This is a genomic window from Hymenobacter glacieicola (assembly GCF_014640315.1).
In the GTDB taxonomy this organism is placed as follows: Bacteria; Bacteroidota; Bacteroidia; order Cytophagales; family Hymenobacteraceae; genus Hymenobacter; species Hymenobacter glacieicola.
The window spans coordinates 1-23,687 of record NZ_BMGS01000015.1 but is presented as its reverse complement, the minus strand read 5'-3'; the positions used below and the strand labels follow the sequence as shown (position 1 = coordinate 23,687).

Annotated in this window: 18 protein-coding genes and 2 pseudogenes; 14 read left to right on the top strand and 6 right to left on the bottom strand. The window is 55.9% G+C overall.

Annotated features, from left to right (window positions below):
* Positions 1-1,075 precede the first annotated feature (1,075 nt).
* The 4 genes from IEW18_RS19990 to IEW18_RS19980 all read left to right on the top strand — a co-directional run bounded on the left by IEW18_RS19990 (position 1,076) and on the right by IEW18_RS19980 (position 3,870).
* Positions 1,076-1,558 (top strand): hypothetical protein, encoded by a 483-nt coding sequence (locus IEW18_RS19990; RefSeq protein WP_188559656.1) that lies wholly within the window; start codon positions 1,076-1,078, stop codon positions 1,556-1,558.
* A 350-nt stretch (positions 1,559-1,908) separates the two neighbouring features.
* Positions 1,909-3,036 (top strand): PDDEXK nuclease domain-containing protein, encoded by a 1,128-nt coding sequence (locus IEW18_RS19985; protein ID WP_188559655.1) that lies wholly within the window; start codon positions 1,909-1,911, stop codon positions 3,034-3,036.
* 158 nt (positions 3,037-3,194) lie between these two features.
* Entirely contained in the window at positions 3,195-3,494 is a 300-nt protein-coding gene (locus tag IEW18_RS21800) for a recombinase family protein (protein ID WP_229728881.1), read from the top strand.
* Positions 3,421-3,870 (top strand): recombinase family protein, encoded by a 450-nt coding sequence (locus tag IEW18_RS19980; RefSeq protein WP_229728880.1) that lies wholly within the window; start codon positions 3,421-3,423, stop codon positions 3,868-3,870. Before IEW18_RS21800 ends, IEW18_RS19980 begins: the two co-directional genes overlap by 74 nt.
* A gap of 52 nt (positions 3,871-3,922) precedes the next feature.
* Here the strand turns inward: IEW18_RS19980 and IEW18_RS19975 are convergent, their stop codons facing one another.
* Positions 3,923-4,627: a hypothetical protein gene (locus tag IEW18_RS19975; RefSeq protein ID WP_188559654.1), complete on the bottom strand. Its 705-nt coding sequence runs from the start codon at positions 4,625-4,627 to the stop codon at positions 3,923-3,925.
* Positions 4,628-4,652: 25 nt separating this feature from the next.
* The gene (locus tag IEW18_RS19970) at positions 4,653-6,302 is read right to left on the bottom strand and encodes a hypothetical protein (RefSeq protein WP_188559653.1); all 1,650 of its coding nucleotides are present in this window, start codon (positions 6,300-6,302) and stop codon (positions 4,653-4,655) included.
* A gap of 116 nt (positions 6,303-6,418) precedes the next feature.
* Here IEW18_RS19970 and IEW18_RS22085 point away from each other — a divergent pair.
* From IEW18_RS22085 to IEW18_RS19935, 8 genes and pseudogenes are all read left to right on the top strand, one after another.
* Positions 6,419-6,664, top strand: a pseudogene (locus IEW18_RS22085) (DUF7828 domain-containing protein); the annotation flags it as partial.
* A 466-nt stretch (positions 6,665-7,130) separates the two neighbouring features.
* Positions 7,131-8,075: a hypothetical protein gene (locus tag IEW18_RS19965; RefSeq protein WP_188559652.1), complete on the top strand. Its 945-nt coding sequence runs from the start codon at positions 7,131-7,133 to the stop codon at positions 8,073-8,075.
* Between the two features lie 400 nt (positions 8,076-8,475).
* Complete coding sequence (locus IEW18_RS19960) at positions 8,476-9,072, top strand: Fic/DOC family protein (RefSeq protein ID WP_188559651.1); 597 nt, start codon at positions 8,476-8,478, stop codon at positions 9,070-9,072.
* A gap of 1,479 nt (positions 9,073-10,551) precedes the next feature.
* Positions 10,552-10,887: a DUF805 domain-containing protein gene (locus IEW18_RS19955; protein WP_188559650.1), complete on the top strand. Its 336-nt coding sequence runs from the start codon at positions 10,552-10,554 to the stop codon at positions 10,885-10,887.
* 176 nt (positions 10,888-11,063) lie between these two features.
* Positions 11,064-11,402 carry a hypothetical protein gene (locus IEW18_RS19950; RefSeq protein ID WP_188559649.1) on the top strand — a complete coding sequence of 113 codons (339 nt, stop codon included), beginning with the start codon at positions 11,064-11,066 and terminating at the stop codon, positions 11,400-11,402.
* Positions 11,403-12,063: 661 nt separating this feature from the next.
* Positions 12,064-12,612 carry a hypothetical protein gene (locus IEW18_RS19945; RefSeq protein WP_188559648.1) on the top strand — a complete coding sequence of 183 codons (549 nt, stop codon included), beginning with the start codon at positions 12,064-12,066 and terminating at the stop codon, positions 12,610-12,612.
* An 866-nt stretch (positions 12,613-13,478) separates the two neighbouring features.
* Positions 13,479-15,071, top strand: coding sequence for a T9SS type A sorting domain-containing protein (locus IEW18_RS19940; protein ID WP_188559647.1), 1,593 nt, complete (start codon positions 13,479-13,481; stop codon positions 15,069-15,071).
* 839 nt (positions 15,072-15,910) lie between these two features.
* Positions 15,911-16,414 (top strand): hypothetical protein, encoded by a 504-nt coding sequence (locus IEW18_RS19935; protein WP_188559646.1) that lies wholly within the window; start codon positions 15,911-15,913, stop codon positions 16,412-16,414.
* 14 nt (positions 16,415-16,428) lie between these two features.
* Here the strand turns inward: IEW18_RS19935 and IEW18_RS19930 are convergent, their stop codons facing one another.
* The gene (locus IEW18_RS19930; RefSeq protein ID WP_188559645.1) at positions 16,429-16,695 is read right to left on the bottom strand and encodes a hypothetical protein; all 267 of its coding nucleotides are present in this window, start codon (positions 16,693-16,695) and stop codon (positions 16,429-16,431) included.
* A gap of 152 nt (positions 16,696-16,847) precedes the next feature.
* On the opposite strand from IEW18_RS19930, the gene IEW18_RS19925 reads away from it, so the two are divergent.
* Entirely contained in the window at positions 16,848-19,109 is a 2,262-nt protein-coding gene (locus tag IEW18_RS19925) for an FG-GAP-like repeat-containing protein (protein WP_188559644.1), read from the top strand.
* 412 nt (positions 19,110-19,521) lie between these two features.
* On the opposite strand, the gene IEW18_RS19920 is transcribed toward IEW18_RS19925, so the two are convergent.
* The 3 genes and pseudogenes from IEW18_RS19920 to IEW18_RS22050 form a co-directional block, all read right to left on the bottom strand.
* Positions 19,522-19,884, bottom strand: a complete 363-nt coding sequence (locus IEW18_RS19920; protein ID WP_188559643.1) for a DUF2625 family protein — start codon at positions 19,882-19,884, stop codon at positions 19,522-19,524.
* 18 nt (positions 19,885-19,902) lie between these two features.
* Positions 19,903-20,976 (bottom strand): annotated as a pseudogene (locus IEW18_RS19915) (IS3 family transposase).
* A 499-nt stretch (positions 20,977-21,475) separates the two neighbouring features.
* Positions 21,476-22,180 carry an outer membrane beta-barrel protein gene (locus IEW18_RS22050; RefSeq protein WP_188559642.1) on the bottom strand — a complete coding sequence of 235 codons (705 nt, stop codon included), beginning with the start codon at positions 22,178-22,180 and terminating at the stop codon, positions 21,476-21,478.
* A gap of 441 nt (positions 22,181-22,621) precedes the next feature.
* Between IEW18_RS22050 and IEW18_RS21795 the strand changes: the two genes are divergently transcribed.
* The gene (locus IEW18_RS21795) at positions 22,622-22,942 is read left to right on the top strand and encodes a recombinase family protein (protein WP_229728879.1); all 321 of its coding nucleotides are present in this window, start codon (positions 22,622-22,624) and stop codon (positions 22,940-22,942) included.
* Positions 22,943-23,687 lie beyond the last annotated feature (745 nt).

Here is a 23,687-nt window from a genome sequence, read left to right as displayed (position 1 = left end):
GCACCGTGTCGGGCTGCGTGGAGAATACAAACCGACTGCTGCCCGTTTCCCGGACCAACGGGAGTCCGACAACGTCTTGCGCCGCGCCGCGCAGGGCGCAGACGAGCACGAGCAGCACTGAGAGTCCCCACTGGGCCGCTCCTCCCACTAAGGTAAGCCGCGCACCGCGGGCAGGAATACAGGGCATCATCCGTGTGGGTAGAAGGGCTAGGAATACATACCCAAGCTACGACCCAGTTCTCTTTTCTTCCGCATGAGCCCAAGCCCAGGCCGTTGAGAGAAGTCCGCCAGCATTTGGGCCAAACGCCCCTGCCCTTGAATAGCTGCCCTGCACCAACCGCCAGCCCTTCGCTGCAGTGACCGGCGAGTTTCGTAAACTCGAAACTAGATGCCTTCCTTGGCGTGCACTAACAGTACTTTTCCACTCTGTGGACTACTAGGAAATTCCTGTGTTGTCCCGGAATAGTTGCTTAACGTAAGGTGAGCTCTACCCGCCACCTCGGAAAAGTGGCGGTTTTCTCCCCACCGCCCTTGGTTTCGAATCGTGGTACTTTGCGGGGGGGGGGCGGGCTCAGGCGTTTAAGTAACATAGGTATTTTAGGTATGCCGAAAGGTGCTGTTTATTGCGCCCTCTTAAGGAGGCACTTCCATAGGAATTACTTTAAAAAATATCCGCTATCCGATGGAAAGAGAAGTGAGAAAGTGTGCCGAGTGTTGGAGTAACTATTTTGCTGACTCCTCACATATGATGTCGCTTTGCCCAGAGTGCTCACATTACCTCTATGGGTATACTAATTGTGACCACGAGATGAAGGATGGCCGCTGTATATTCTGTTATTGGGACGGTAGCTCGACGCTATTCATTGACGGCATCAAAAGGGAAGCTAATGAGTCCAGCTAAACATTTTTGCATCCTACAAGGCCTGATAAGCCCGGGCTAGCAGTTTTTATGATTGGCTCATTAAGGTACACCTTAACGAGCCCCAGCTGACAGGACGGGTTGGGATAGGCGACATAGGGACCGGAAAGTAGGGCCAACGTCGTACCTTGGGGCCCCACCTCGTTGACCGTTTGCGTGCGCAAGGCGGACCGTACGCTCTCCCTCGACGTCATGCCGCCCGGCTTGGACATTTGCATCGCTACCCGCGAGCGCACCCTGACTTGCATCCACCGCTTCTTGTCGGCCTACGCCGATCTTAGCGAGGACGCCGTGCGGGACGATGTTAAAGTGCGACCCACCGGCTCACCAGAGGGGTTTGTCTCCGGCACGCTGGCCAACACGCTGGCGTACGGGCTGGCCCAAGCAGACCGGGCCTTTACCCTCTACTTTCGCGGCCAGCCCCCGCACTACCGGCCGATGCTCTACTTCAGCCCGCATGGACGACTGCTATTAGGTCTCTCGGTAGAAGCATGCACGCCGGAAGGGGCCTCAAACGATGCGCAGGCCGAGTACAGGTTGCAGCGATTGAAAGCGGAGTTCCACACGGAGTACGGTCTTATCGCCTTGGAACTTCCGCCCGAAGAAGCCGATGCGGAATTTGCGCCTCACCTCTTCTAGAATGCTCCGTTGCCGTTCGCTTCTGCCTGGCAGGGGGAAACAGCAAGAGAGCACTCAGCAGTACCAGCCCCGATCTTGTTTTTATCCAGGGAGGCTGCTGCGGGCCGGCTCCTAGCAGGTGGCTGTTTCTGAGCGGCAACGCCCCAGCCCGGCGTGGCCCCCTGTAAGCGGCACGGAGAGGGGAGACGATCAGGAAACAGGTTGGGGGCCGGTAGCGGTGCCCGCTCCGGAAGGCATCACGCCCAGCGCTAGGGCCGGTTACAGGCCAAGGAGGAACGTCCTAGAGACGGAAACGGGCCTGCCCTCTATACACTCCTCTTCTTTACCCCTACTCCTGTATCTTCGGGTCTATGCCCGACCTGACGTTTCTCTCTTTGGCCGACCGGCTGGATCAGTTGCATACCCTGGCCCAGCGCGCGGCCGTGCAACAAGTCAACTACTGGCTAACGGCTCGCAACTGGCTGGTGGGCTACTATGTGACCGAATATGAGCAAGCTGGCCACGACCGGGCTGCCTATGGCCAGCGCTTGTTAGTGGAACTAGCGCGCAGCTTGCGGGCGCGGGGGGTGAGCGGGCTCTCCCAGACCAACCTCAAGCTCTGTCGTCAGTTGTACCAGGCGTACCCGCGCCTGCTGGTGGCACAGGCTAGCACCTTGCAAGCCGCGGGGCTTTCCTTGCCGGTAATTGGTCAGACAGTGTCTGACCAATTACCAGACGCGACAATCCGGGTGGGCATTGATCCTGTGCTGTTGCTGCAGCGGTTGAGCTTTTCGCATTTCATTGAGTTGCTCACCCTAGATACGCCCTTGCAGCGGGCTTTTTATGAGGTGCAGAGCGTGACCAACCACTGGTCCGTGCGCGAGCTCAAACGCGCCATTCAGTCGGCCTTGTATGAGCGCACGGGACTTTCGACGGATAAAGCCGCGGTGCTCGCCGGTCATGCCGGTACGCAGCCCCTACAGGTAGGGGACGTGGTGAAGAATCCGTATGTCCTGGAATTCCTCGGCCTCGAGCAGCGGCCCAGCTACAGCGAAGGCGAACTGGAGCAGGCCATTATCGACCACCTGCAGACCTTCTTACTCGAACTGGGGCGTGGCTTCTGCTTCGAAGCCCGCCAGAAGCGGTTGACTTTCGACAATGAGCACCTGTACGTAGACCTGGTGTTTTACCACCGCATTCTCAAGTGCCACGTCCTAGTGGATTTGAAGATCGGGGCCTTTAGTCATGCCGATGCCGGGCAGATGAACGTGTACCTGAACTACTACCGTGAGCACGAAATGAGTGCGGGAGATAACCCGCCAGTGGGTCTGATTCTGTGTGCGCAGAAAAATGAGTCGTTGGTGCATTATGCCACGACGGGGCTGTCGGAGCAAGTATTTGTGAGCAAATACCAAATTGGCCTGCCCAGTGAAGCGGAACTGCAGACCTTTCTGCACCAGGAGCAGCAGCGGTTAGATAGTGGTGCAAACCTGGGGTAGTGAGCGCGCGTTTTGCCCGTCGTCAGCGGCGGCTAGTCCAGGCGATCAGTAAGCGTTTGTGAGTCTGGCCTGCCTGTGTCACGTTAGTTGAACGGTCCGTTCAACACATGTGACAAACCCGTATTTTGCCCTACTTTCTCCCTGATCCCAGCTTTTCGATGACACGCTATGTTGCGTACTTCCGCGTGAGTACCGCCCGCCAAGGTCAGTCCGGCCTCGGCCTCGAAGCCCAGCAAGCCGCCGTGCGCACCTTCGTCGGCAGTGGGGCTCACATCGTGGCGGAGTTTGTGGAAATTGAGAGTGGGCGTAAGAACACCCGGCCCCAGCTGCAGGCGGCCATCACCCGGGCCAAGCAGGAGCAAGCAGGAGCAAGCCGTGCTGCTCGTGGCCAAGCTCGACCGGCTGGCCCGCAACGTGGCCTTCCTCGCGGCGCTCATGGAAAGTCACGTGCGCTTTAAGGCCGTCGACCTGCCTGCCGCCGATGAGTTTACCCTCCATATCCTGGCGGCCGTGGCCCAAAAGGAAGCCACGGCCATTTCCACCCGCACGCGGGATGCGCTGGCGGCCAAGAAGGCCCGGGGCTTCCGCCTCGGTACCCCGGCCAACCTGACGCCGGCGGCCCGGGAAAAGGCGCGGGAGTCGTTGCAGCGCAACGCGCAGGTGAACCTGCACAATCGGCAGGCCGCGCAGCTGGCCCAGCTGCTACGGGCCACAGGCGTGACTTTGCGGGAAATTGCCGCCCGCTTAAATGAATCCGGCTACCAGACCCGCCGAGGCAAGATGTTTCATCCGATGAGCGTGAAAAGACTATTGCTCCACCAGAACGCTATTTGATGAAGTCATTATCTGGCAAACCTATTCAATTCTGCCGTCCCTGATCTGATGATCAATAGGTAAAGGTCACCGTATTGGAACCAGACTTGGAAAGTGCCGGATATACTTTTCTCTTCGTCATAGGATCAGTATAGGTATCCGCAAATGTGTTATCGCTGTACGCCCGCATGTGAATCATTTGTCCCGGTAGTAGACCTGCCGCTCGAAGTTGATCAAAGGTGATGACGTCAAAAAATTGATCATCACTAACATTCGTTTCGCCACTTGTCGTGAGTGTATATTCTTGAGGAGATGCGGGTGCGGTATGCAGGAATAGCCGGTGTTTACGCGGAGGAAGTCCTTGTGGAGTCACGTCACCCATAAGCCCCTGGACGTATATGGCGTTGTTACCGGGCTTTATCACAATACTGAGCACTCCGCGGATGGGTTGAGTACCTAATGTGATGAGTGGTTGCGTGACAGCTCCCTGAATGGTTTTGTCTGTTAACCTATACGTACCCAGATAGGGTTTTTCATAGGTGATAGATTGCGTTCCATTGGATGTTCTCAACTCATATTGACCTGTTGAATTGGTTTGAGTGCTACCTGTGGAAGTGCTAATTTTTACCCCATTTCTATCTATAACAGGCTGACCAAATTCATTTAGTATCCGGACTTCTCCTGCAACACTTCCTACTGGCTCAGCTTTGTCTTTCCCACAAGCGGAAGCCAGATAGGCAATTGTGATGAAGTTGAACAGGTGGAGGACAGTTCTCATGGCATTCAGCTGAGTAAGTTAAAGGCTATTCTTGTACGATTACCTCGCAATTATTACCGGGAGGGTTCACGCATTGGGAACGGTCACTGGCTGGCCGGACTTCACGATTCATATAACCGCCGCACCCGTCCGCTTGTACCCAGATGGTATTGCCGGTGTAACAACCAGCGCTATTCGTTTCACAATTTTGCTCCATCCAAGTGCCTTGTGCAGGGTAACCATAATCGATAAAGCTTACCTGCACGGAATGGTTTCCCTTGACATTCGAGACGGCTACATTATTGTTCACCACGTGGAATTGAGTGCCGTCGGAAAGGGTCGCATTGTTCCAATAAGTAACATTATCTACTTGGAAAGACGCAGAGAGAGCCCAGGAGCAAGATGGTGTTGCCCCTTCCAATAGCAGATCATCGCCTACATACAGTGTAGTAGTGCCAGTTGGTGTGACAGACCCACTTCCAGCGGTAACAGATGCTGAAATTGTAAATTTTCGGTCACGCGCGTAATTGCTCGTGTTTTCTGTCAGTAGCCGACGTGGGGCAGTGGGTGACAGGGTTTCCACGTAGGTTTTATACATCTGCCCACGCTCATTGTACTCAAACTGCGTGTAGAAATTTTTACTATCCAACTGGAATGTTGGATTCCAGGTTTGTGAGTCATACACAAAGGCTTCCAGTGAGGCCGTGAGGGGCGCGACGCGGAAATCGTCAAAATAGACCGTGCCTCCTGTTGTCTGACAATTAACTTCCAACCGTTTACCAACTGCTGATGCAGGAACGTTGAAAGTGGATTGCAGTAAGCACCAAGCACCAGCTCGCAATACGGGAGTTGCTGTGGTCAAGGATGTCGAAGCCAAGGTGGTAGTGGCACTTCCATCAACCAACGTTGCAACTAGGCGTCCATCCGGCGAAACGGTTGTTGGGCTATACACCCATACACTGGCTTGGTATGCGCGACCTGGTTTTGCCCCTTCATTTGTAGAGATTGGCGTGTTGAATGAAAATCCCTTTGGGTTTGCGGAATTTACTTTAACACTAAACTGACCGGTGTGGCTAACATCAATGGAAGCTAAGGCGGCTCCTCCCACTTCACCCCCAAAAAAGGTAGTGTTCGGCCGGGCATCTTCCGCACCTGAGTAAGCAATTTCTCCATACCGGGCGTTTTGGGCTCGACAGAGAACCTGACTGTTATTATAGCCATACTTAACGACGGCGGTTGCGTCGCTAAGCGGGGCCCGTGTTTCAAGACCAGCTGAGTACTCGTTTACTTGCCCTATTTCCGCAAGCTTTTGCCAGGCAGGATGTTGCGAAGCACCAGTGGCCCAGTTGTAGTCCGTAAAGCTTCCGACTGCTGTTCCTCCGGTAGGTCGTACCAGTGGCGCACGCCAAGCGTAACTAGCCTGTGGGCGCCAGATAGGTGTGACAGCTGCAATAGAAGTATAGAGGCCATTGTTTTCCACTCGTCTGGTCCACGTATTAGACCAAGTTTGCACCGAGCCGCCCAGTAATTCCTGGGGCGTGTCATTGGCATCCAGTTTATAGGTGTACGACTGAGCTATGGGGCTAAGAATATGCTTATTGGCATTACTCTCTGCTTTAGAGCGCAAACTAGCGTAACGCGTGTAGGCGGGTACATTCACAGATTTAAACCGCGTGCCAAAGGCGTTTTCCTGCATACTTTCCAGCACAGTGCCTGTGATGAAATCCCAGGAGATGTTCTGCTGCGTGGTTATGCCCTGCTTTATTTTTCGCAGCCCTACGTGAGGGTATCGGAGTTGCCTGCCTTTCTGAAATGAGCGTTGATACTTCCTCCCTACGCAAGCGCCGGTTCGTCTTTGCTATGGACGAATTAGAGCAAGTTGTTCACGTAGCCGATGCGCGGAAGGCCCGGAATGTGCAATACTTCTGCCGGGGCTGCCGTCGCCCACTTTCCTTTTGCAAAGGACCTAAGCGCACGCCCTATTTCCGCCACCAGGCTCGGGTATGGGCGCCTGGAGAACACTGCGACTACCAGGATGAGTCCCACGCCCATAAGCAAGCCAAGCGCATGCTGCAGGAGCGTCGCTGGGTATTCGTATCCGACGTGCAGCCGTATCAGGCCCCTGGCTACGAAGGCCAGCTGCCAACCCTTCGGCCAGCAGAACGTTTTGAGTCGGCTCAAGTGCTGGCGGAACGTTCTCTTTTTGCAGCGCCAGATGGTCGAATTTTCTATTTAGCCGAGCACCAGCTACACGAGCCAGCGAACGGCCGCGAGTTGATTTGCCGGCCTGATATTGTCTTTACCGATGCCCAGGGCCAAGCCTTACTGTTGGTAGAAATCCACGTTACCCATGCCGTAGACTATCAGAAGTTGGTGGGCCTGCAGCGGATGCAGCTCAATACCTTAGAAATCACTATTCCCATTTCAGCTTCCGACCGGGAAATTGCACGGTTGCTAGATGGGGTCAGCAGCCGAAAATGGCTTTATCACCGTGAGCGAGAGCAACACCCCCCCTTTGGGTTTGATGCAACCCCAGCAGCGGGCGTGGCTGGAAGCGATTTATACGAGATACCAGCACCGGGCACCGAGTCCTACGAATGCCAACTCTTCGAGCTTCGAGAGGGAATTAGAGCACTTCAACGATTTATGGCAGAGCCTAGCGTACGCGACAACTTTACCCAGCGCGACCGAGAACGAGCAGCAGAGAACCGAAAAGACCGAGCAGCGGATGAAGCAGCGGACCGAGCGGATGCAGCAGCTCAGGCAGACGAGGAGTGCGCGTATCAGGCAGCATATCGAGCAGAAGCAGAACGAGTGCTTGGACCGATTGAGGAGGATGAAATCTGCCTTATCCGAGAGCAATCAGCACTTCGAGGAAAGCAGCAGGACGTTAACACAGCTACAACACGAGTACGACGCGCTTTTACAGCAGCAGCACTTGACCTATCAACAGGCGGTGGACAGGCGCATGCAGAAGCTCGGCGCCGAACTGAGCCAGCTCGCCGACTCCTTGAAGATGCTCTGGGAGAAGAACGAGAGCGAAGCCGCACGCTTAGCCGAGGACGAACAGAGCTGGAGCAACGACGAGACACATTTCATCGAATCCGAAAAACTAACCTTCGACTGGCAGAGGAGGAGCTTGCTGCTGGACGCGAAGAAACAGCACTTGCAAAGCTGGAAGAACAGCTTGCAGCAGAAGAAATCAGCGTTACACAACAGGAGGCTGCTGGCCGGCTCCAGCAAGCCGAGCAGTCCGGGTATGTTCAGCAACTGGAAGCCAGCCAGCGACGAGCAGAGGAGCTACTGGCTGCGGAAGTCGAGGCCCTTACGGGAGCTGTTGCGCAGCTACGTGCAGCTGAGCGTACGCTGTCAGAACTTAAAAGCCGAGCTATCCAGGGGCGGTTTTCTTAGCGAAGATCCATTGCCTGAGGGGCCGGCAAAACTGGTGGATGCTCCCCCCGGTTGGTAAAGCCTACTATATGCCGGGTACTGCTGCTCTCAAATGTTCTCCTTGTAAGATGATTTGGACAAGTAGCCTTCATCCACGATAAAGCGGTAGGGTGGTACAAGCGGGCTTTGCATCCCGAAAAACAGCCATTTTTGGGACGCTTTTCTGTCGAACTATTAGATAAAATAATTTCAGCATTGGTTTAACTTTCTTCTGCGTGAGCCCTTGAGGGAAAAGGTAGATGTGGCTTTCCACTAACAGGTGCTCATTGCATCTCAGCTAGCACGACCAACAACCAGCAGCAGGACAGCCCCGAATCAGCCCTTTCCTATGTACTCTGTTCTGATGAATGATAGATACCCAACTCGACAAACTCTTTGGAGCGCCGCCAACAAGCTACAGAACTCATAACTTAGCAACAATGAAATATTCTTCCTCCGACGACGAAGCCGAAGTGCTACCCAATTTATTGGGGCTGTCATCATTGGAGGAAGTGCAGCAGGTTGAAACCGAAGGCTTCCTCCTTGCCGAGCAGAGCTTGCTTAATGAGTTGCGCGAAGACGAGCTATTTGACGTTGCCTACATTCAGGAAATTCATCGTCGCGCCCTTAGCCGGGTTTACGGCTTCGCGGGACGATATCGCACCGTTAATCTTTCCAAAAGCGGGTTTACGTTTCCGGCTGCCATGCACTTGCCCCAAAGCATGGCAGATTTCGAACGGAGCATGCTACGTTCACTGCCCCACACTTGGCCCGATGCCGCTTCCCTGACACGCGATGTGGCCCACGTCCACGCCGAACTGCTGTTCATCCATCCGTTTCGGGAAGGCAACGGCCGCACTGCCCGCGTGTTGGCTAACCTCATGGCCTACAAAAACGGCTCGACCAGCTTCCAGTGGGAAGCATTGGCCGAGCCAGAAAGATTTAACCAGTATGTGCAAGCAGTGCAAGCAGCTGGGAGACTCGATTATGAGCCAATGCAGGTGGTTATCGCAAGCGTATTACCCCCGACTCCGTAGCTGAAGCGCCCACTACCCTATGCAGACGGCTTTCATCGGCTCTGATGCCTTCTACGCGAGCCGAGCCCACAGCATTACGTACCAACATTTGCTGGCGCTCCTCCCCATCCTGTAGGTGTGGGTAACGGTCTACGATTCTTTTGCCAGTAGCTTTCATAATCTTCAGGTTTTCTACATTTCTATAACAAAGTACGCATAAGTATCATTCCTGGCCACCGTAGGTGAAAGTACGAACTAAACAGTTCGTCATGCGGAGCGAAATCGAAGCACCTCGACTGGGGTAGTCATTCATGCTACTGCAGCGAAGCAGCAGTAGAGACAGCAAAAGCTAATTGTTCTTTTGTCGGCTGCTACTTCACACGTCCCACAACGGGTTCTGTAAGTGCCTCAGAAATAACTTCTCTTGAAATATGGTCTCGCCCCCGGCCTTCTGCAGGGCATCGAGTTGCAGTTCCAAATATTGGCCAAGTGCCGAGTGAATGTGAAGCCGTGACAATAGGACGCCGACCCTACTTACCTCATCGCCTTTTTTGACCGGGTTCGTTGCAAGTCTGGTGCTTCCTCCTTAGCCTGTAACCGGCCTGACGGTACTAGGCGTGGGCAGAGACGAGCTCGCCCCGCGTTGTACGCCCTGTGCTGGTGCAGATGTCTTGCAGTTAGAGAGCCGCTACCGGCACGGATACCGGCCGGTACCCGTGCCGGTATCCGTGCCGCTTCGGCGCCAGTACCGGCACGGGTACCGGCTAGTCGCCCCCCGCCTCCCGATCCTACGTCGCCCCGGCGTGCGGGTCCGTGCGGGAAGCCCGCCCCGCCCAACGCGTTTGCGGCCCCTCGGGCCTGTTTTCTGCCCGCGCACCCGCGCACGGGAGCCGTGTAGGCCACGCACCTCCCTGGCTTGGGCGGCAAGCCGCCGCAGGGCAAGAGCGCTTTCCCTTTTTCCGGCCGGTACCCGCACGGGTACCGGCGCCGGTAGCGGCGCATGAGGTGCTTGCACCCGGGGCAGCCGAATCAGGACGGGATAGGAAAAGGAGCCTTACGTGTAGCAGGAATGTTCCAAGGGCAATATGGAATTCTCCTTATTCACTAGCTCTTCTAGAACGGCCTCTGTTTAGGGGCGACACAGGGGGCCTGCGGTGAGGCGAATACCGTAGGCATGGCTGGACACTTCCATCCTATGGCAGTCCCTTGTCTTCAGAAACACGAGAACGAAGATTCCTTGTGAGCAGCTATTCCAGTCGAAAGGAAAATTCTGTGAAATAACCAGTACCTAAAAATTTAATTATTTCACGATCACACTGCACGATTGCTCTTCTTGTCTCCGCTGTTATGCTGCCGCTAAGGCATCCAAAATACTGCTTCAGGACACGGAAACTATTTAAATGCCATTCCTGCATTGCTCTAAAGCACGAACGAGGCACAACCGGTGAAATATAATTACTAAGTTGCAGCCTAGTAGTGTTTCTTTTCTCTATCACTTCTATGTTTCGTTCTGCTTTTTCCTTTTCTGGTCGTATCCGCCGCACTGAATACGGCCTGAGTTACTTGGCCTATATGTTCGTCCTCTCACTGCTGCAGGTAGTGTTTCCACCAGAAGAGGGAACGGGTAACTCCCTGATTATGCTGGCCGTCTTTATTCCGTGTGCCTGGTTCCTACTTGCTCAAGGCACTAAACGATGCCACGACCGCAACAATAGTGGCTGGTACCAAATGATTCCGTTTTATGCCTTCTGGATGCTGTTTGCGGCTGGCGATAGCGGCCTCAATGCGTATGGCGAGGACCCCAAAGCGGCGGGCGTTTCCGTAGATACGTACTAACCACCCTCCTGAAAAAGCCTCTTTCATTCTGTTGGAGGCTTTTTGGGGTGAACAGCAAGGTCGAGCAACCTAAACTCTATCAGGCCTTAGGTGGACCAATAACACCCACTTATCAGTCCTTAATATGGGGGTTCTGTCTTCTATAAACGGCAGCTGTCCGCTACCTTGGGCATACTATGCCCGCTCATACGCCTCCGTTAGCTGGAACTCCCCTGTTCATCTGTTCTTTCGGGAGCCTTGCTTTATATCTGCAGGGCTGTGAGCACTGGTTAGTTCGTAAAGGCGCTTACCAAGCCGATGCCTTGGCTCTCCAAGCCCAAACTACGTTGGTCTGGCTGCCTTTGCTAGAGCACGCCTACCCTCTTTTCCGCGCCCAAGTCTTGGCGGGGTTGCCGGCCCACTGCCCCGATGCCCTGACGATGTTTCCTGTTTGGGACCTGGTGCGGCTGGCCTTCACCAGTGGGTCCGCCTACTGGGTTGAGCGGGCCCTGCCTTGGGTTGCCTATGTCCCCTAGATACTGAGTTGATAACACACTTAAGCGCCCTGGCCGTAGATGATACCTTGCCCCAACACATTCGACACCAAGCCAAACGCTTACGCTTTACGGCGGGGGCCTAGTGACCAGCAGCAATCACTGCGCCGCAAACAACGTTTCTCAGGAAAGTACCAAGCCGAGCTCTAGAAGGAAAGAGCAATGTGTCTACTATTTTTCCGAGGCGAGTCCGAAAACAAACGTGGCTGTTGCAGAACACTATCGGTAGTGTAGTACAGGTATATAGGAGCCTTAGTGCACCGCGAATAGTAGCGCTACACAGCATGTGTAGCCGGCAGTGTTCGCCGTTGCGAGCATTGCCATTCCCTGCTGACAGTTCTGCAACAGCCACCCTCCTTTTGCTGTACACGCTGAGCACACTGCCAAATAGCCTCGGAAACGCCGGTTTCTGGACAGGTTTTGCCTACCCTTTGTTGGACAGCTGAAGGCACTCAACAAACAGTTGATTTCTATAGCTAGGACATGCAGTGGATGACATGTCAACTGGAGGCGTAACTTGGCCCTACAATCGTATTCGCTCATCAACACTTGTTTTATCTACTTTACCATGCTACAGGTCTTTACACGTCATGTTGCCGTACTCCTTCCTCTCATAGGCTTCGCTTTCACCGGCTGCTCGCGTATGGATGACCCGGGCAACGTGCCGCCCAACCCCGAGGCCAGCTATCGTCGCACGGTCGTGTATCTCGACCAAGCCCGCCCGGCCCGCCACGACACGACGTACCAAAGCCCCATCTTGCAGGTCGCAAGCCGACTCAGCCCTACTGAATTCGTTCTTCTACTGCACTCCGCTTCCCGGCAAGAGCGGCTGGTGATGAGTGTCCCTCGCGCCCAAATGCCCGCTGATTTAGTGGGCAGCTACCGCTTCCAGGCCCCCGTTAACCGCGGCCAAGCCCCCTTTTACGCGTACGGGGTAGACAAGTCGGACAGACCAGGCGGTGGAGAATCCTGGCTCTACGATAGCTGGTGGCTGCCTTCTACGGGCGCTGTCACGGGCAGCCTTACCCTCACAGCCTACAATACTCAGCAGCACATGCTCAGTGGCCAGTTTCAGTTGGCGCTGACGGGCGTGTATGACCCGCGGGCGCGCAGCACGGATTCGCCTTCCCGCCGCTGCGATCTGACGTTAACCGGGACCTTTACCAACGTGCCGGTTACAGATACACCCTAGGCCGCTGCTGTTTGTCAGCCTATCAGGCTTTACGGCACGGCACCGCCCCTGGAGCGGTTAAAGAAAAATTGACCTCCTAGATTATGACTAGCTTCTCGATCCAGGGAAAGATCCAGGGAAAGGATCAAGAAGGTATACCCTAATGGCCCCCATCGAATCTGGTGCGGTGAGAGCCGCTCTTTCGGCGAAAGAGGAGGTGACAAGTAGGATCACGTAAAAAAGTGGGTGGTGCTTTCCTAGCCCGATCTTTCTAACCCGCTTCGCTGCCTGGCTACACTACCGACCGCTCAGGACTTGGTGGGAGACCTAGTGCGCTTTCCCTTGGCACTTTACGCTGAGCACGCAAACCGTTAGCATAAACCGTGTCTCGTGCTATTTCCAGACTAAAGGGGCGTTTCTGAATCGGCATACGAGGTGTCAGCAGCGGAAAAGAGTACCATTTGCTCCGTAAGACGGGCTCTGGTTGCTTTTAGCGCCCCATCGCCCCTGGGCGGTAAAGGGGCCCGGGTCCGTACCCCCATCTTTTGGCTATCGCTGGATACCACCGCCAGGTGCCATAATCCGCCTGTGGCTTGGCCCGCCCGCAGTAACAATTAGGTATTCGAAGCACCTACTTGGAAATGCTTACGCCCCCCTTGTCACGGCCGTACTAAGACTAACAAGATCCCGCTTATTTCTGGGCAACAGTAGACAGCTGCCTGCTATCAAGAGCCAGAAACAAGCGGGAGCAGGGGATTCGTTTACTGGAATGCGCCAGCTCTGGGTATATTTACCGCCATGTTGCAAGGTTATTAGATATATCCAAATACCCTGTAGCCGTATTTCATTTAGGGCTATTACGTCCGATCCAATAAGAGCTTTTCTTTATGACGAAACTACTACCCTACGTGCTGATGGCCACGGGCCTTCTGCTCACTTCCCTCGCCCAGCCAGCTACGGCCCAAGCGCCTGCCAAGCAATGGGACAAGACCTTTGGCGGCAGTGGCTCCGATGACTTACGTTTTCTCGCGCAGACCGCTGATGGCGGCTATATTCTAGGGGGCGAATCGGAATCTGGCCTCAGCGGCGACAAATCGGAAATGAGCCGGGGCAGCAGTGACTACTGGGTCGTCAAGCTCGATGCCAACGGCAGCAAGCAGTGGGATAAAACGGTTGGTGGATCGGACGAGGACCATTTGCAAGTCGTACAGCAAACCCGTGATGGCGGCTACATCCTAGGTGGCTGGTCTACCTCCGGCGTGAGCGGTGATCGAACCGAGGCGAGCCGAGGCCGTAGTGACTACTGGCTGGTGAAGCTGGATGCCACGGGCCAGAAGCAGTGGGACAAGGCGCTCGGCGGAAGCGGCAATGACTACCTCCGCTCCTTACAGCAAACCCCGGATGGGGGTTATATCCTCGGGGGCGATTCCCATTCCACCAGTAGCGGCGAGAAAACCCAGGACTCCGGCGGCTTTTTCGCGGACTACTGGCTGGTTAAAGTCGACGCCACCGGCACGAAACAATGGGATAAGACCTACGGGGGCGCAGAGACCGACCAGCTGACCAGTGTGCAACTGACCCCTAATGGGGGCTACATCTTGGGCGGCATTTCCTATTCCGACACGGGGGGCGATAAGACCGATGCCCGGCGCGGGGTAAGCGATTATTGGCTCGTGAAGGTAGACGCAAACGGGCGCAAACAGTGGGATAAGACCTTCGGCGGCACTGACTATGACTTCCTGTTTGCCGTGCAACCCACCCGGGAGGGGGGCTACTTGCTGGGGGGCAGTTCGCAGTCCGGCCCCGATGGAGACAAAACGCAACCCAGCCAGGGCAAGCTCGATCAATGGCTTGTGAAAGTAGATGCGAACGGCACCAAACTGTGGGACCGCGCTTTTGGCAGCAGTGACGACGATCTTCTGCTCTCCCTGCAGCAAACGGAGGATGGCGGGGCCATCCTCGCCGGGACTTCGTTCTCCGGCCAGGGAGGGGATAAAACCCAGCCTAGCCAAGGGCTCGACGATTATTGGCTAGTGAAAGTAACTGGCGCTGGCACCAAGCTCTGGGATCGAACCTATGGCGGCACGAGGTCCGACTATCTCTTCTCCATGCAGCAGACGCAGGATAAGGGGTACCTTCTGGGAGGCCGCTCTGATTCCGGCCTTGGGGGCGACAAATCCCAAGCCAGCCGGGGCGACCAAGACTTTTGGGTCGTAAAAGTAGAGCCGGCTTCCTTGCCCTTATCTACTCAAGCAGGGGCTTCGCCGACAGGTCTGACAGCGTCTCCTAACCCGATGAGCGCTTTCTTGACCTTACGGGGAACCACTGGCAGCCCCTACCAGCTGCTCAACCAATTGGGCCAAGTCGTCCGGAGCGGCCGCGTTTCTTCGCAGCCCCTGGACGTACAGACGCTACCCGCGGGTCTCTACCTGCTACGCGAACCCATCAGCGGCTACACCACCAAGCTAATCAAGGAGTAGGGCGAACCGGCCGGAAACAGCAGGGAGGAAAGGCCCGTCACTAGGTACTGGTCGCCGCTTCATGGCCGGAGCCAGTACCGGCTGCGCGAGCAGAGTTCTCATGGTCTTGTCCAAGCATGCGGTCATGAGCGGTCATGAGCCGTCCTGTGGGATGCGACCTTTTCTAGTAAAAACGAATAAGCTAAGATAAGCTACCGGTATCGGCACGGCTAGGGGCACCGGATCCCACTCCTACTACCGGGACCGATAACGGCACCGGTAGTAGGAGTGGGATCCGGTGCATCCGGGGAGCCAGCTCGTACCGCGAGGCCGAGGCGAGGGAGACATTGCCTGCAAGCTCCCCTGGTTCGTGCTTTCGGGCAGTAAACAGGCCCTGGGAATAAGAAAGCGAACGGTGGGAATAACCTATTCCCTGGTAAGCAAGTAGCAGCATTGAGTCAGTTGGTCGTGGTGCACGCCGTTAACGGTACCGGTACCGGTCGTTAATGGTGCCGCTACTGATACCGATAACGGGCCGGTAGCGGCAACGCGTTGGTACCGGTATCGTCGGTGCCCGTTCCAGAAGGTCCCACTCCCAGAGCAGAGCATATAGCACGGAGTGCATTGCCCCGCTAATCAAGCACCGCCGGGCTGGTTACATGCTAAGGAGGAACGTTCAGGTTTGTAATAAGGACTGCGTGGCCCTTTTCTAATCGTCCTCAAGTAAAAGGGTACTACCTACTACTTAACCACTGTACCTTGAAGCAGACAATCTACGGTCGTGATCGATTTAGGAACGGACTGTTTCTGTGTACTCTTGACATTCTGATTAGATACCAATGAGATTATAGCCACTCTCCATGCTTCAAATCCTAAAAAATCTACGGCAGAAAATAGCTGATAATGCGGAGCTACTATGGCTGTTGCCGCTATTTTTTGTGTTTCTTATTCTGGCAATACCGACTTTTCCATTCCTCTTTATTTATGCCCATATAAGCGATAAAAAGTTTCAGAAAAACTACACCGCGTATCTGGCTAGAATGAACGGCACCTGTTTCTTTTATTACAATAATCGCAAAAGCAGTCTTGCGTATATCCGCGAAGTTTTGCTGCCGGCGTTATCCCCATCTGTCCAGGTTGTTTTCGTTGAGCGGCGCGAAGTGGACGCTGGCCCTGATGGTAAATACTTGGCAAAGATGCTGGGGGAGGTAAAAGAGCGCAAAGGCTTTCCGTATCTACTAAAGATTATAGACGGACAAGTAATAGAGTGCTCCGTTAACAATCAATTCTACAGCATCATGATTGGCCGCAAGCCCTTGAGCCCACTTTTAGACAGAATAAATGCCTTCTACAAGGCGGCATAGGCCCTTTCTCTTGTTTAGTCAATTCCTCCTTCAACTAAACAGAGAGCGTTTACCTTGCCACCGCTTCTGAACCCTTCGTGCTTAATGCGTAGATAAGCAGCTATCCAGTTCTTGCCCAGCGCGACGGCGCCCCGGAGCTCCACATATTGCAAGAAGGAGAAGAGCAGCCCCAGCAGAGCGGGGACAATGCTGTGGTCGTTGGGGTTGGCCACATAGCGGACCAAGCAGTACGCCAGCGGGGCAGCCAGCCACCCCCAAGGAAACGAAAGCTTGAAGGGCATGGGGCTATGGAGGGAGCACCCAAGTTAATACTGGTCTATGGGGCTTTTGCGCAGCTTGCATCTCTTTTGGGCCGTGGGTCTAGTGCTTGCTTCGAAAAAATGACGATACTTTATCCTGCCGTTGTTCCCGCCCCGCCCACTTTCTTTTTTGCATGAAATCACTCGTTACCACTGCCCTGCTCAGCCTTTACTCATTTTCGCAGGCCCAGGCCCAGACATTCACGGACGTTACCCCCAGTTCCATAGAGAACCTGTGGGTGGGCGCCAATGCTTGGGGCGATTACGACGGCGACGGCGACCTGGACTTTGTTATCAGCGGCGTCAACGCGAGCGGCACGATGACGACGGCGTTGTACGCGAACACCCAGGGCGCCTTTACCCCCGTCCCCACCGCCCAGTTTGCGGGCGTTGGGGTGGGCTCGGTCGAATGGGGGGATTACGACAACGACGGGGACCCGGACTTGCTCCTTTGCGGGGCGACGGTTAATTCCGCCAACGATAAACGACCCATTGCCCGCATCTACACCAACGTCGGGGGCGGGCGTTTTGAAGAGCTGGTCAGTGCGCAGCTGCCGGCCATGTACCACGGCGAAGCGAAATGGGGCGACTACAACAACGACGGCCGCCTGGACGTTGCGCTCGCCGGCAATGGCAAAACGGGCATATTCAAAAACACGGGTAACGGGGTGTTCACCGAAGTGCCTAACCTGAACCTGCAGTTTCTGTTCCAAACGGGCCGGGTATCGTGGAGCGATTACGACCAGGACGGGGACCTGGACCTGTTCGTTTCCGGCTGGACGGGGAACGCGTCGGCCGCCAAGCTGTACCGCAACGACGGCCGGGATGCGTTTGTGGATGCCACCCCCGCGCTCATCCGCGGCCAACACCGGGGCGACGCGGCCTGGGCCGATGCCGACGCCGACGGCGATCCGGATCTGGTGGTCTCCGGCGATTACCGGGTGAACGGAAATGACCAGTACCATTCCGTGCTCTACCTCAACAACCGCGGTACGTTTACGGCCAGCACACAAACCGCTTTCTGGTTCGTGGAAGACGGTTCACTGGCTTGGGGCGATGCCGACAACGACGGCCTATCCGACCTGTTGCTCCTGAGTGGGGTGGTGAGCAGCACGCGCAGCATCGTCTACCATAACAACGGCAACGGCACGTTTCGGGAAGTAACCGAAGCGCAGAGCCGCCTGCGCGGCTTTCGGGACAGCGACGCTTCCTGGGGCGACTATGACAACGACGGGGATTTGGACTTGCTGGTGCTGGGCCTGTACAACGGCGTAACGAAGATTTACCGAAACGAGACCGTCGCCGTCAACCGGCCCCCGGCCCGCCCGGCCGCGACCCAAGCCGCCGCGGTTTCGGGCACCTCGGTGACGCTTTCCTGGTCGGCCGCCTCAGACGATCACACGCCAACGCCGGGCCTGAACTACAACCTCTACGTGGGCAAGCAAGCCAACAAACAGGCGCACTTGTCCGCTTTGGCCAATCCGCTCACCGGCACCCGGGCCATCGCGGCCATGGGCAACGCCGGCTCCGCCCGGTCCCTCACGCTGCAGGGGCTGCCCGGGGGCCGCCATTACTGGGGCGTCCAAGCCATAGACGCGTCCTTTCTGGGGTCGGCTTTTGCCCCCGAGCAGTCGTTCGTTATACCCCTCACGGCGGCCCTGACAGCGGCGCAGTCCATAGCATGTGCTGGCGAACCCGTGCGCATCACCTACACCGGCAACGCGGGGCCCACGGCCCAGCTTAGCTGGGATTTTGGCGGCGGCACGGTGGTGTCCGGCACCGGCCGGGGGCCTTACCTGGTGCAGTGGCCCACGCCGGGCGCAAAAACCGTGCGCTTGGCCGTCAGCGACGACGGGCTGGCGGCTCCCCTGGCAACGACGCAGTTGCTCGTCAACCCGCGGCCCACGGCTACCCTGACGGGTGATTCTATCATTTGCGACGGTCCCGCCCGCATGGCCGTGGCCCTGACTGGGGCCGCCCCCTGGCAGTTACGTTACGAGACCGGGGAAGGCGTGAAGCAACTCAGCGTCGCGACGTCGCCGTTTTCCTTCACGACCGATTCAACGGGGGTCAGCCGGGTTCTGTCCTTGACTGATGCGAGCGGCTGCGCGGCCCTGTCGACCGGTGACTCCATTCGCGTTCAGCGCTGCGTGCAGGCGTTGCGGCCTTTTCCCAACCCCTCGTCCGGCTCGGTTTACCTGGGCCTGAGTGCCCGCCCGGGGCCGGGTGGGATGGTGCGCGTGTGGAACCTGCAGGGGCAACTCGTCTGGGAGCAGGCGCTGACGGGGCCGGCCCTGGGGCAAGCGCTGGAGTTGCCGCTCCCCTCCGGCCTCTACCACCTGCAGCTGGAGACCGCCCTGCAGACCACCCGCACCAAGCTCATGATTAATCGGTGAGTTGGCAGCAAGCAAGGTTCGATGGTAGGCCCGACGATCCGGCAGCACTGCGCATGGTCCCGACAAACTCCTGCTAGCTCCAGTGGGGTGTAATCCAAGGTGACAATAGCCCCTGCTGCACACGTTCGGACGCGATGGCCTGCGCCGATGAGGTGTAGCGGGGCTGATCGGTAGGGACAGCGCCGTGCCCAATTGGAGTTCAGGCGCGAAGGGGTATAGAGATAAGGCAGTGCCTTGGATGAGTTTTGGTTATTCAAAAGCTCGTGGCTGTTGCGGACCGCTCCATTAGGCCTCACAATATGGTTTCCCGCGCTAGCAGCGGCCAAAGTGGCGCTTTCCAAGCGTTTTCAGCTTCTTTGCGGCTCGGGCAGCTTTGTAGAGCCTCAGCTAAGTTCTGCAACAGCCACGGTAGTTATCGTGGGCCGTCCAGTTGACGTTGCATATCCTGCCCAAATACCCATAACTCCTGAATAGGCACCACCCCTCGTTTATCCTTGGCCACGTTCTTGCCCGCTTTCGTGAACAAGCATGGATAGCAGGCTAACCCTTGCGTGCCCGTCAGGGCACCAACTTCTTGCTCCCATCCTTTCCAGCGAAGGTTGCGGTAATACGCCTTTAGGTCTCCGGAGAAGCAAAAAAGCAGAAATTCCGAGTAGGTTTTATTCGTGGCCTCCCAGTGCAAATTGTCCGGAGCGAAATAGAAAATCTTGCCCAAGGACTCTTGGCCAAATGCGCCGCCATTCAGGGCATAAATGTACGCTTCCCCGTTCGGCAAGCCAGTGATTGGTAGAGGTTAAGCCGCTTGTTTAAATTCGAGTGGGGTCATAAAATTTAAGGCCTGGTGCGGCCGCTGCGTGTTGTAGTCATGCATCCACTCGTCCACCAGCTGGCGCACGTGGGCCAGTGAGCGAAACAGATGAGCGTCGAGCAGCTCGCGCCGAAACGAGCCGTTGAAGCGCTCGATATACGCATTTTGGGTCGGCTTGCCCGGCTGAATCCAGTGCAGCGCAATACCCTGCTGCTCGCACCAGTCGCTCAGGCGGGCACTGATAAACTCGGGCCCGTTATCCGTGCGCAGCTGCGTGGGTGGGCCATGACACTCGACCAAGCGCGTCAGCACGTGCACCACGCGGGTAGCTGGTAAGGAGAAGTCGATTTCGACGCCGAGCAGTTGGCGGTTATAATCGTCGAGCACATTCAGCGTCCGAAAGCGACGGCCATCCGTGAGCACATCGCTGGTAAAGTCGAGCTACCAACATACGTTAGCCGCTGCTGGCACGGTCAAAGGCAGTTTCACGCGGGCAGGCACGCGCTTTTTCAAGCGCCGAGGCAGGTTGAGTGCCAGCTCGCGGTAAATGCGCAGGGTGCGTTTGTGATTGATTAGCAGCCCATTCTTGCGCAAGCGGTGATGTAGCTCCCAGAAGCCCCAGCCGGGGTAATGTCCCGTCAAGGCCCGCAAGGCGTGCTGCACCGGCTCGTCGTTGCGCCCCGGTACCAGCAGGTGGTAGCTGCTACGCGCGAGTCCGACCAAGGCACGCGCGCCGCTGGCTCCAGCCTTTACTCACTAAGCCCTGCGCTGCCTGGCGCCGCGCCGCAGGGCTACTTACTTTTTTCGCAGGATCTCCTTAATAGCCTGATTTTCTAGGCTCAAATCGGCGAACATCTGTTTCAGCCGTTTATTCTCCTCTTCCAAGTGCTTGAGCCGGGTTAGCTCGGCCACGCTGGTCCCGGCGTATTTGCTTTTCCAGGCATAAAACGTGGCCTCGCTCAAGCCGGGCTCGCGCACAATTTGGGCTACGGTCTGCCCGCTGGCTTGCTGTTGCAGAATCGCTACGATTTGGGCTTCGCTGAATCGTCCTTTTTTCATTGGTCAGTCGTCAGGTGGTGAAAATACGACTTTCTCTACTGCCAACTGGCCCGCTATCTAGGGAAGCGTACATCCTTACTGTATTCCCTTAGCCGATTCCACCAACCATATTTCGGTGACGCTGGACTACACGTTAATTACCAAAAAGGGCAACCGCGAAGCGCACCGGCTGCAGGTATTGTTGAAAGTGAAACGGGAGAAAGGATTTTCGCCCTTCTCCATGTAGTAACGTTCGATTTAGCATTCCCCCGCAACGCGCTTGGAAGCCATGATTGGTGAAACGATAGCCTGGAAAGTGGGAACGAAATCAGGAAAACCAGCCCAATAAGCCCGTCTTAACTGATCAGTTCTGTAGAAGGAAGTGTCCAGGATGAGTTCGGTTTTTGGCTACATATTCTGCCTACGGTGATGGCCCAGAAAAGGCGTTTTTACGAGATCTTTTTGGATGGTGCTCAAGGGCTCACCAGGGTTAACAAACCGTTTCTTTTCTTATTATCCCCTATCTGCTTGGCTTAACACTCCCAATTGTTTCAGATTGCAGGCGCGCTTTAAAATAATAACGTGTGCCAATGGACACCATGCTGGTCATCCCCACGCTGCTGAGGCCATACCCTAGCGAGCGTAGGGGCAATGTCACCAGTGTCTGCGCTGTCAGGTCTATGTGCGCGCCTACCGCATAGCACAGCCCGGCTCCCCCAGTTAGGCCCAGGCCAAAGCTTCGGTACTGGTCCGTGTCGGAGAAGTAGATGGTACAAGTGCTGTCGGCCAAGGTAGACTTGTTTGTCTGCATATCAACCATCAGCGTGATTCCCACGCCCCCTTGTGCCTGAAGGCGTCCTAGGGCCGGTCGGCCTACATCGGCGCGCAGCAATATCGGCAGCTGCACGGTCCGCAGCCGGGTTTGATAGTGGGCGTAGATGGGGAACGGTTGGGGATAAGAAGCCCGATCTACCCATTGTTCCCGGTGCTCAGAGCGGCGCTGGGATGTGCTAAGACCGAGTTGCAGACTCAGGCCAGGTTGTAGAGTAGTCCCTACGGTCACCGTGGGGGCTACCCCTTGCCCCATCCAGTTAAAGCCCGAGCGGTACGCATGATAGCCTGCCTCCAAGCCCACGTAGACAGTCTTTTCAGGCTTTCCCGGCTGCGACTGGCTGAACACTGGTAAGGGAAGAAGTAACAAGCTTGTCCAATAGAAGGCGAGCATAGACCAAGGGAGAAGATATAATAAGGGGAAATAGGGAGCAGAAAATAGTAGTGCCAGCGTTGCTCATTTGCTGGACAGTAATATAGGGACTTTCGCTGTAGCGGTCATGAGTGCCTTCCGCACTGCTACATTAGTTAAGGTAAGAGTGAGCCGAGGAGGTAGGCCATAAAGGTGTATCAAACTGTTCCCTCGGTACGCGGTGAGCTGGAGGCCTAGTCCTAGGCAAAAGTTGGGACCAAAAAGTAGGTCCACGTACAAAGAAGGCGGCAACTTTCTGGCCCAACCTTTTTGACCTGCCTTATGCATTTTGGTTACGCCCGGGTTTCGGTGAAAGATCAGAACCTCGATACCCAACTGCTGGAATTGACGGCGGCTGGGGCCGAGCGCATCTTCTAAGAAAAAGTTTCGGGAGCCAGCGCGAGCCGGCCTGAACTCGAGAAGATGCTTGGCTTGCTCCGGGCTGGCGACACGGTGACGGTCAACTGCCTCTCACGCCTCGGTCGCAAAACGGCCCACGTGATCCGGTTGGCGGCTTACTTCAGCAAGAAGGGGGTAGGGTTTGTCTCGCTTGATCTAGGCATCGACCCCGACACGCCAGCCGGGCGCATGGTGCTCAGGGTCTTCGCAGCTCTGGCAGAGTTCGAGCGGGAGAGCAACGGCAAGCGGCGCCAAGCAGATATCGAGCTGGCCAAGTTGCAAGGCAAGCACATGGGCCGACCCTCGGGCGTGGGTGGGGAAAAGCTAAGGCAAAGACTTCGTTAGCGGCTGGCTATCCGTACATCAAATTGTGGAAGTAACGGGCATTAGTGAGAGCACGGTGAAGCGCTACAAGCGGCTACTCAAGCACTAGCTACCCCTGCATGGGTAAGGCTATTCCACTCTCTTGTATTCGAGCCGGGGTCCATCACAGGCCTCCCACGTATTCCGAAGCGTGTCTGCGGCTATAAAGGCGAGGTCCTCCCGCAACAAGCGCGAGTAACAAGTGCCCAGCAGGTCGGTAGTCCCATTGTAAGTAAGGATGGTATAGTGCCTACTACCGTAAGGGCGCACGGAAAACGTACCGCTGGCCTGAGTTGTCTGACCACCTGTTTGGCGCGTTTTGGTAAACGTGCTATCGGCTTGAAAGACGTACGTTTCTTGATAGGGAAGCTCGGCGCCTGTTTTGACTTTATTCGTCGAAGACGACGTCGATTTAACTAACTGCCACGTTTGGGGATAACTACCACTATTTACCTCGGGTGAGTCTTCTTTTTGGCAAGAAACGAGGGTAACGAGAGAGAGGAAGGGCACCAATAGATTTCTCATCGCACGTGAAGAGTAAGGGTTTGGGAGGAGGAGCCTTAGCACGAGGAAAAGGTTGCTTTTGCTTCGTTATAGATGCGGGGTTACGCACCAACATCCCGAACCCTGCCGGGTACGCCTACTGCGGGCGTACCCGGCAGTGAGGTGGTCTAGTTAAGCCGGCCAGAGTTGGGACGTTGTTTGAAGCTGGGTTTCGAAGTGGTTG

Bases quoted from the DNA above. Each gene is read 5' to 3' on its own strand.
- IEW18_RS19925 (WP_188559644.1), top strand. From the start codon at position 16,848: ATGAAATCACTCGTTACCACTGCCCTGCTCAGCCTTTACTCATTTTCG.
- IEW18_RS19950 (WP_188559649.1), top strand. From the start codon at position 11,064: ATGCCCGCTCATACGCCTCCGTTAGCTGGAACTCCCCTGTTCATCTGT.
- IEW18_RS19940 (WP_188559647.1), top strand. From the start codon at position 13,479: ATGACGAAACTACTACCCTACGTGCTGATGGCCACGGGCCTTCTGCTC.
- IEW18_RS19975 (WP_188559654.1), bottom strand. From the start codon at position 4,627: ATGAGAACTGTCCTCCACCTGTTCAACTTCATCACAATTGCCTATCTG.
- IEW18_RS22050 (WP_188559642.1), bottom strand. From the start codon at position 22,180: ATGCTCGCCTTCTATTGGACAAGCTTGTTACTTCTTCCCTTACCAGTG.
- IEW18_RS21795 (WP_229728879.1), top strand. From the start codon at position 22,622: ATGCTTGGCTTGCTCCGGGCTGGCGACACGGTGACGGTCAACTGCCTC.
- IEW18_RS19945 (WP_188559648.1), top strand. From the start codon at position 12,064: ATGGATGACCCGGGCAACGTGCCGCCCAACCCCGAGGCCAGCTATCGT.
- IEW18_RS19960 (WP_188559651.1), top strand. From the start codon at position 8,476: ATGAAATATTCTTCCTCCGACGACGAAGCCGAAGTGCTACCCAATTTA.
- IEW18_RS19965 (WP_188559652.1), top strand. From the start codon at position 7,131: ATGCAACCCCAGCAGCGGGCGTGGCTGGAAGCGATTTATACGAGATAC.
- IEW18_RS19985 (WP_188559655.1), top strand. From the start codon at position 1,909: ATGCCCGACCTGACGTTTCTCTCTTTGGCCGACCGGCTGGATCAGTTG.
- IEW18_RS19955 (WP_188559650.1), top strand. From the start codon at position 10,552: ATGTTTCGTTCTGCTTTTTCCTTTTCTGGTCGTATCCGCCGCACTGAA.
- IEW18_RS19930 (WP_188559645.1), bottom strand. From the start codon at position 16,695: ATGCCCTTCAAGCTTTCGTTTCCTTGGGGGTGGCTGGCTGCCCCGCTG.
- IEW18_RS19935 (WP_188559646.1), top strand. From the start codon at position 15,911: ATGCTTCAAATCCTAAAAAATCTACGGCAGAAAATAGCTGATAATGCG.
- IEW18_RS19970 (WP_188559653.1), bottom strand. From the start codon at position 6,302: ATGCAGGAAAACGCCTTTGGCACGCGGTTTAAATCTGTGAATGTACCC.
- IEW18_RS21800 (WP_229728881.1), top strand. From the start codon at position 3,195: ATGACACGCTATGTTGCGTACTTCCGCGTGAGTACCGCCCGCCAAGGT.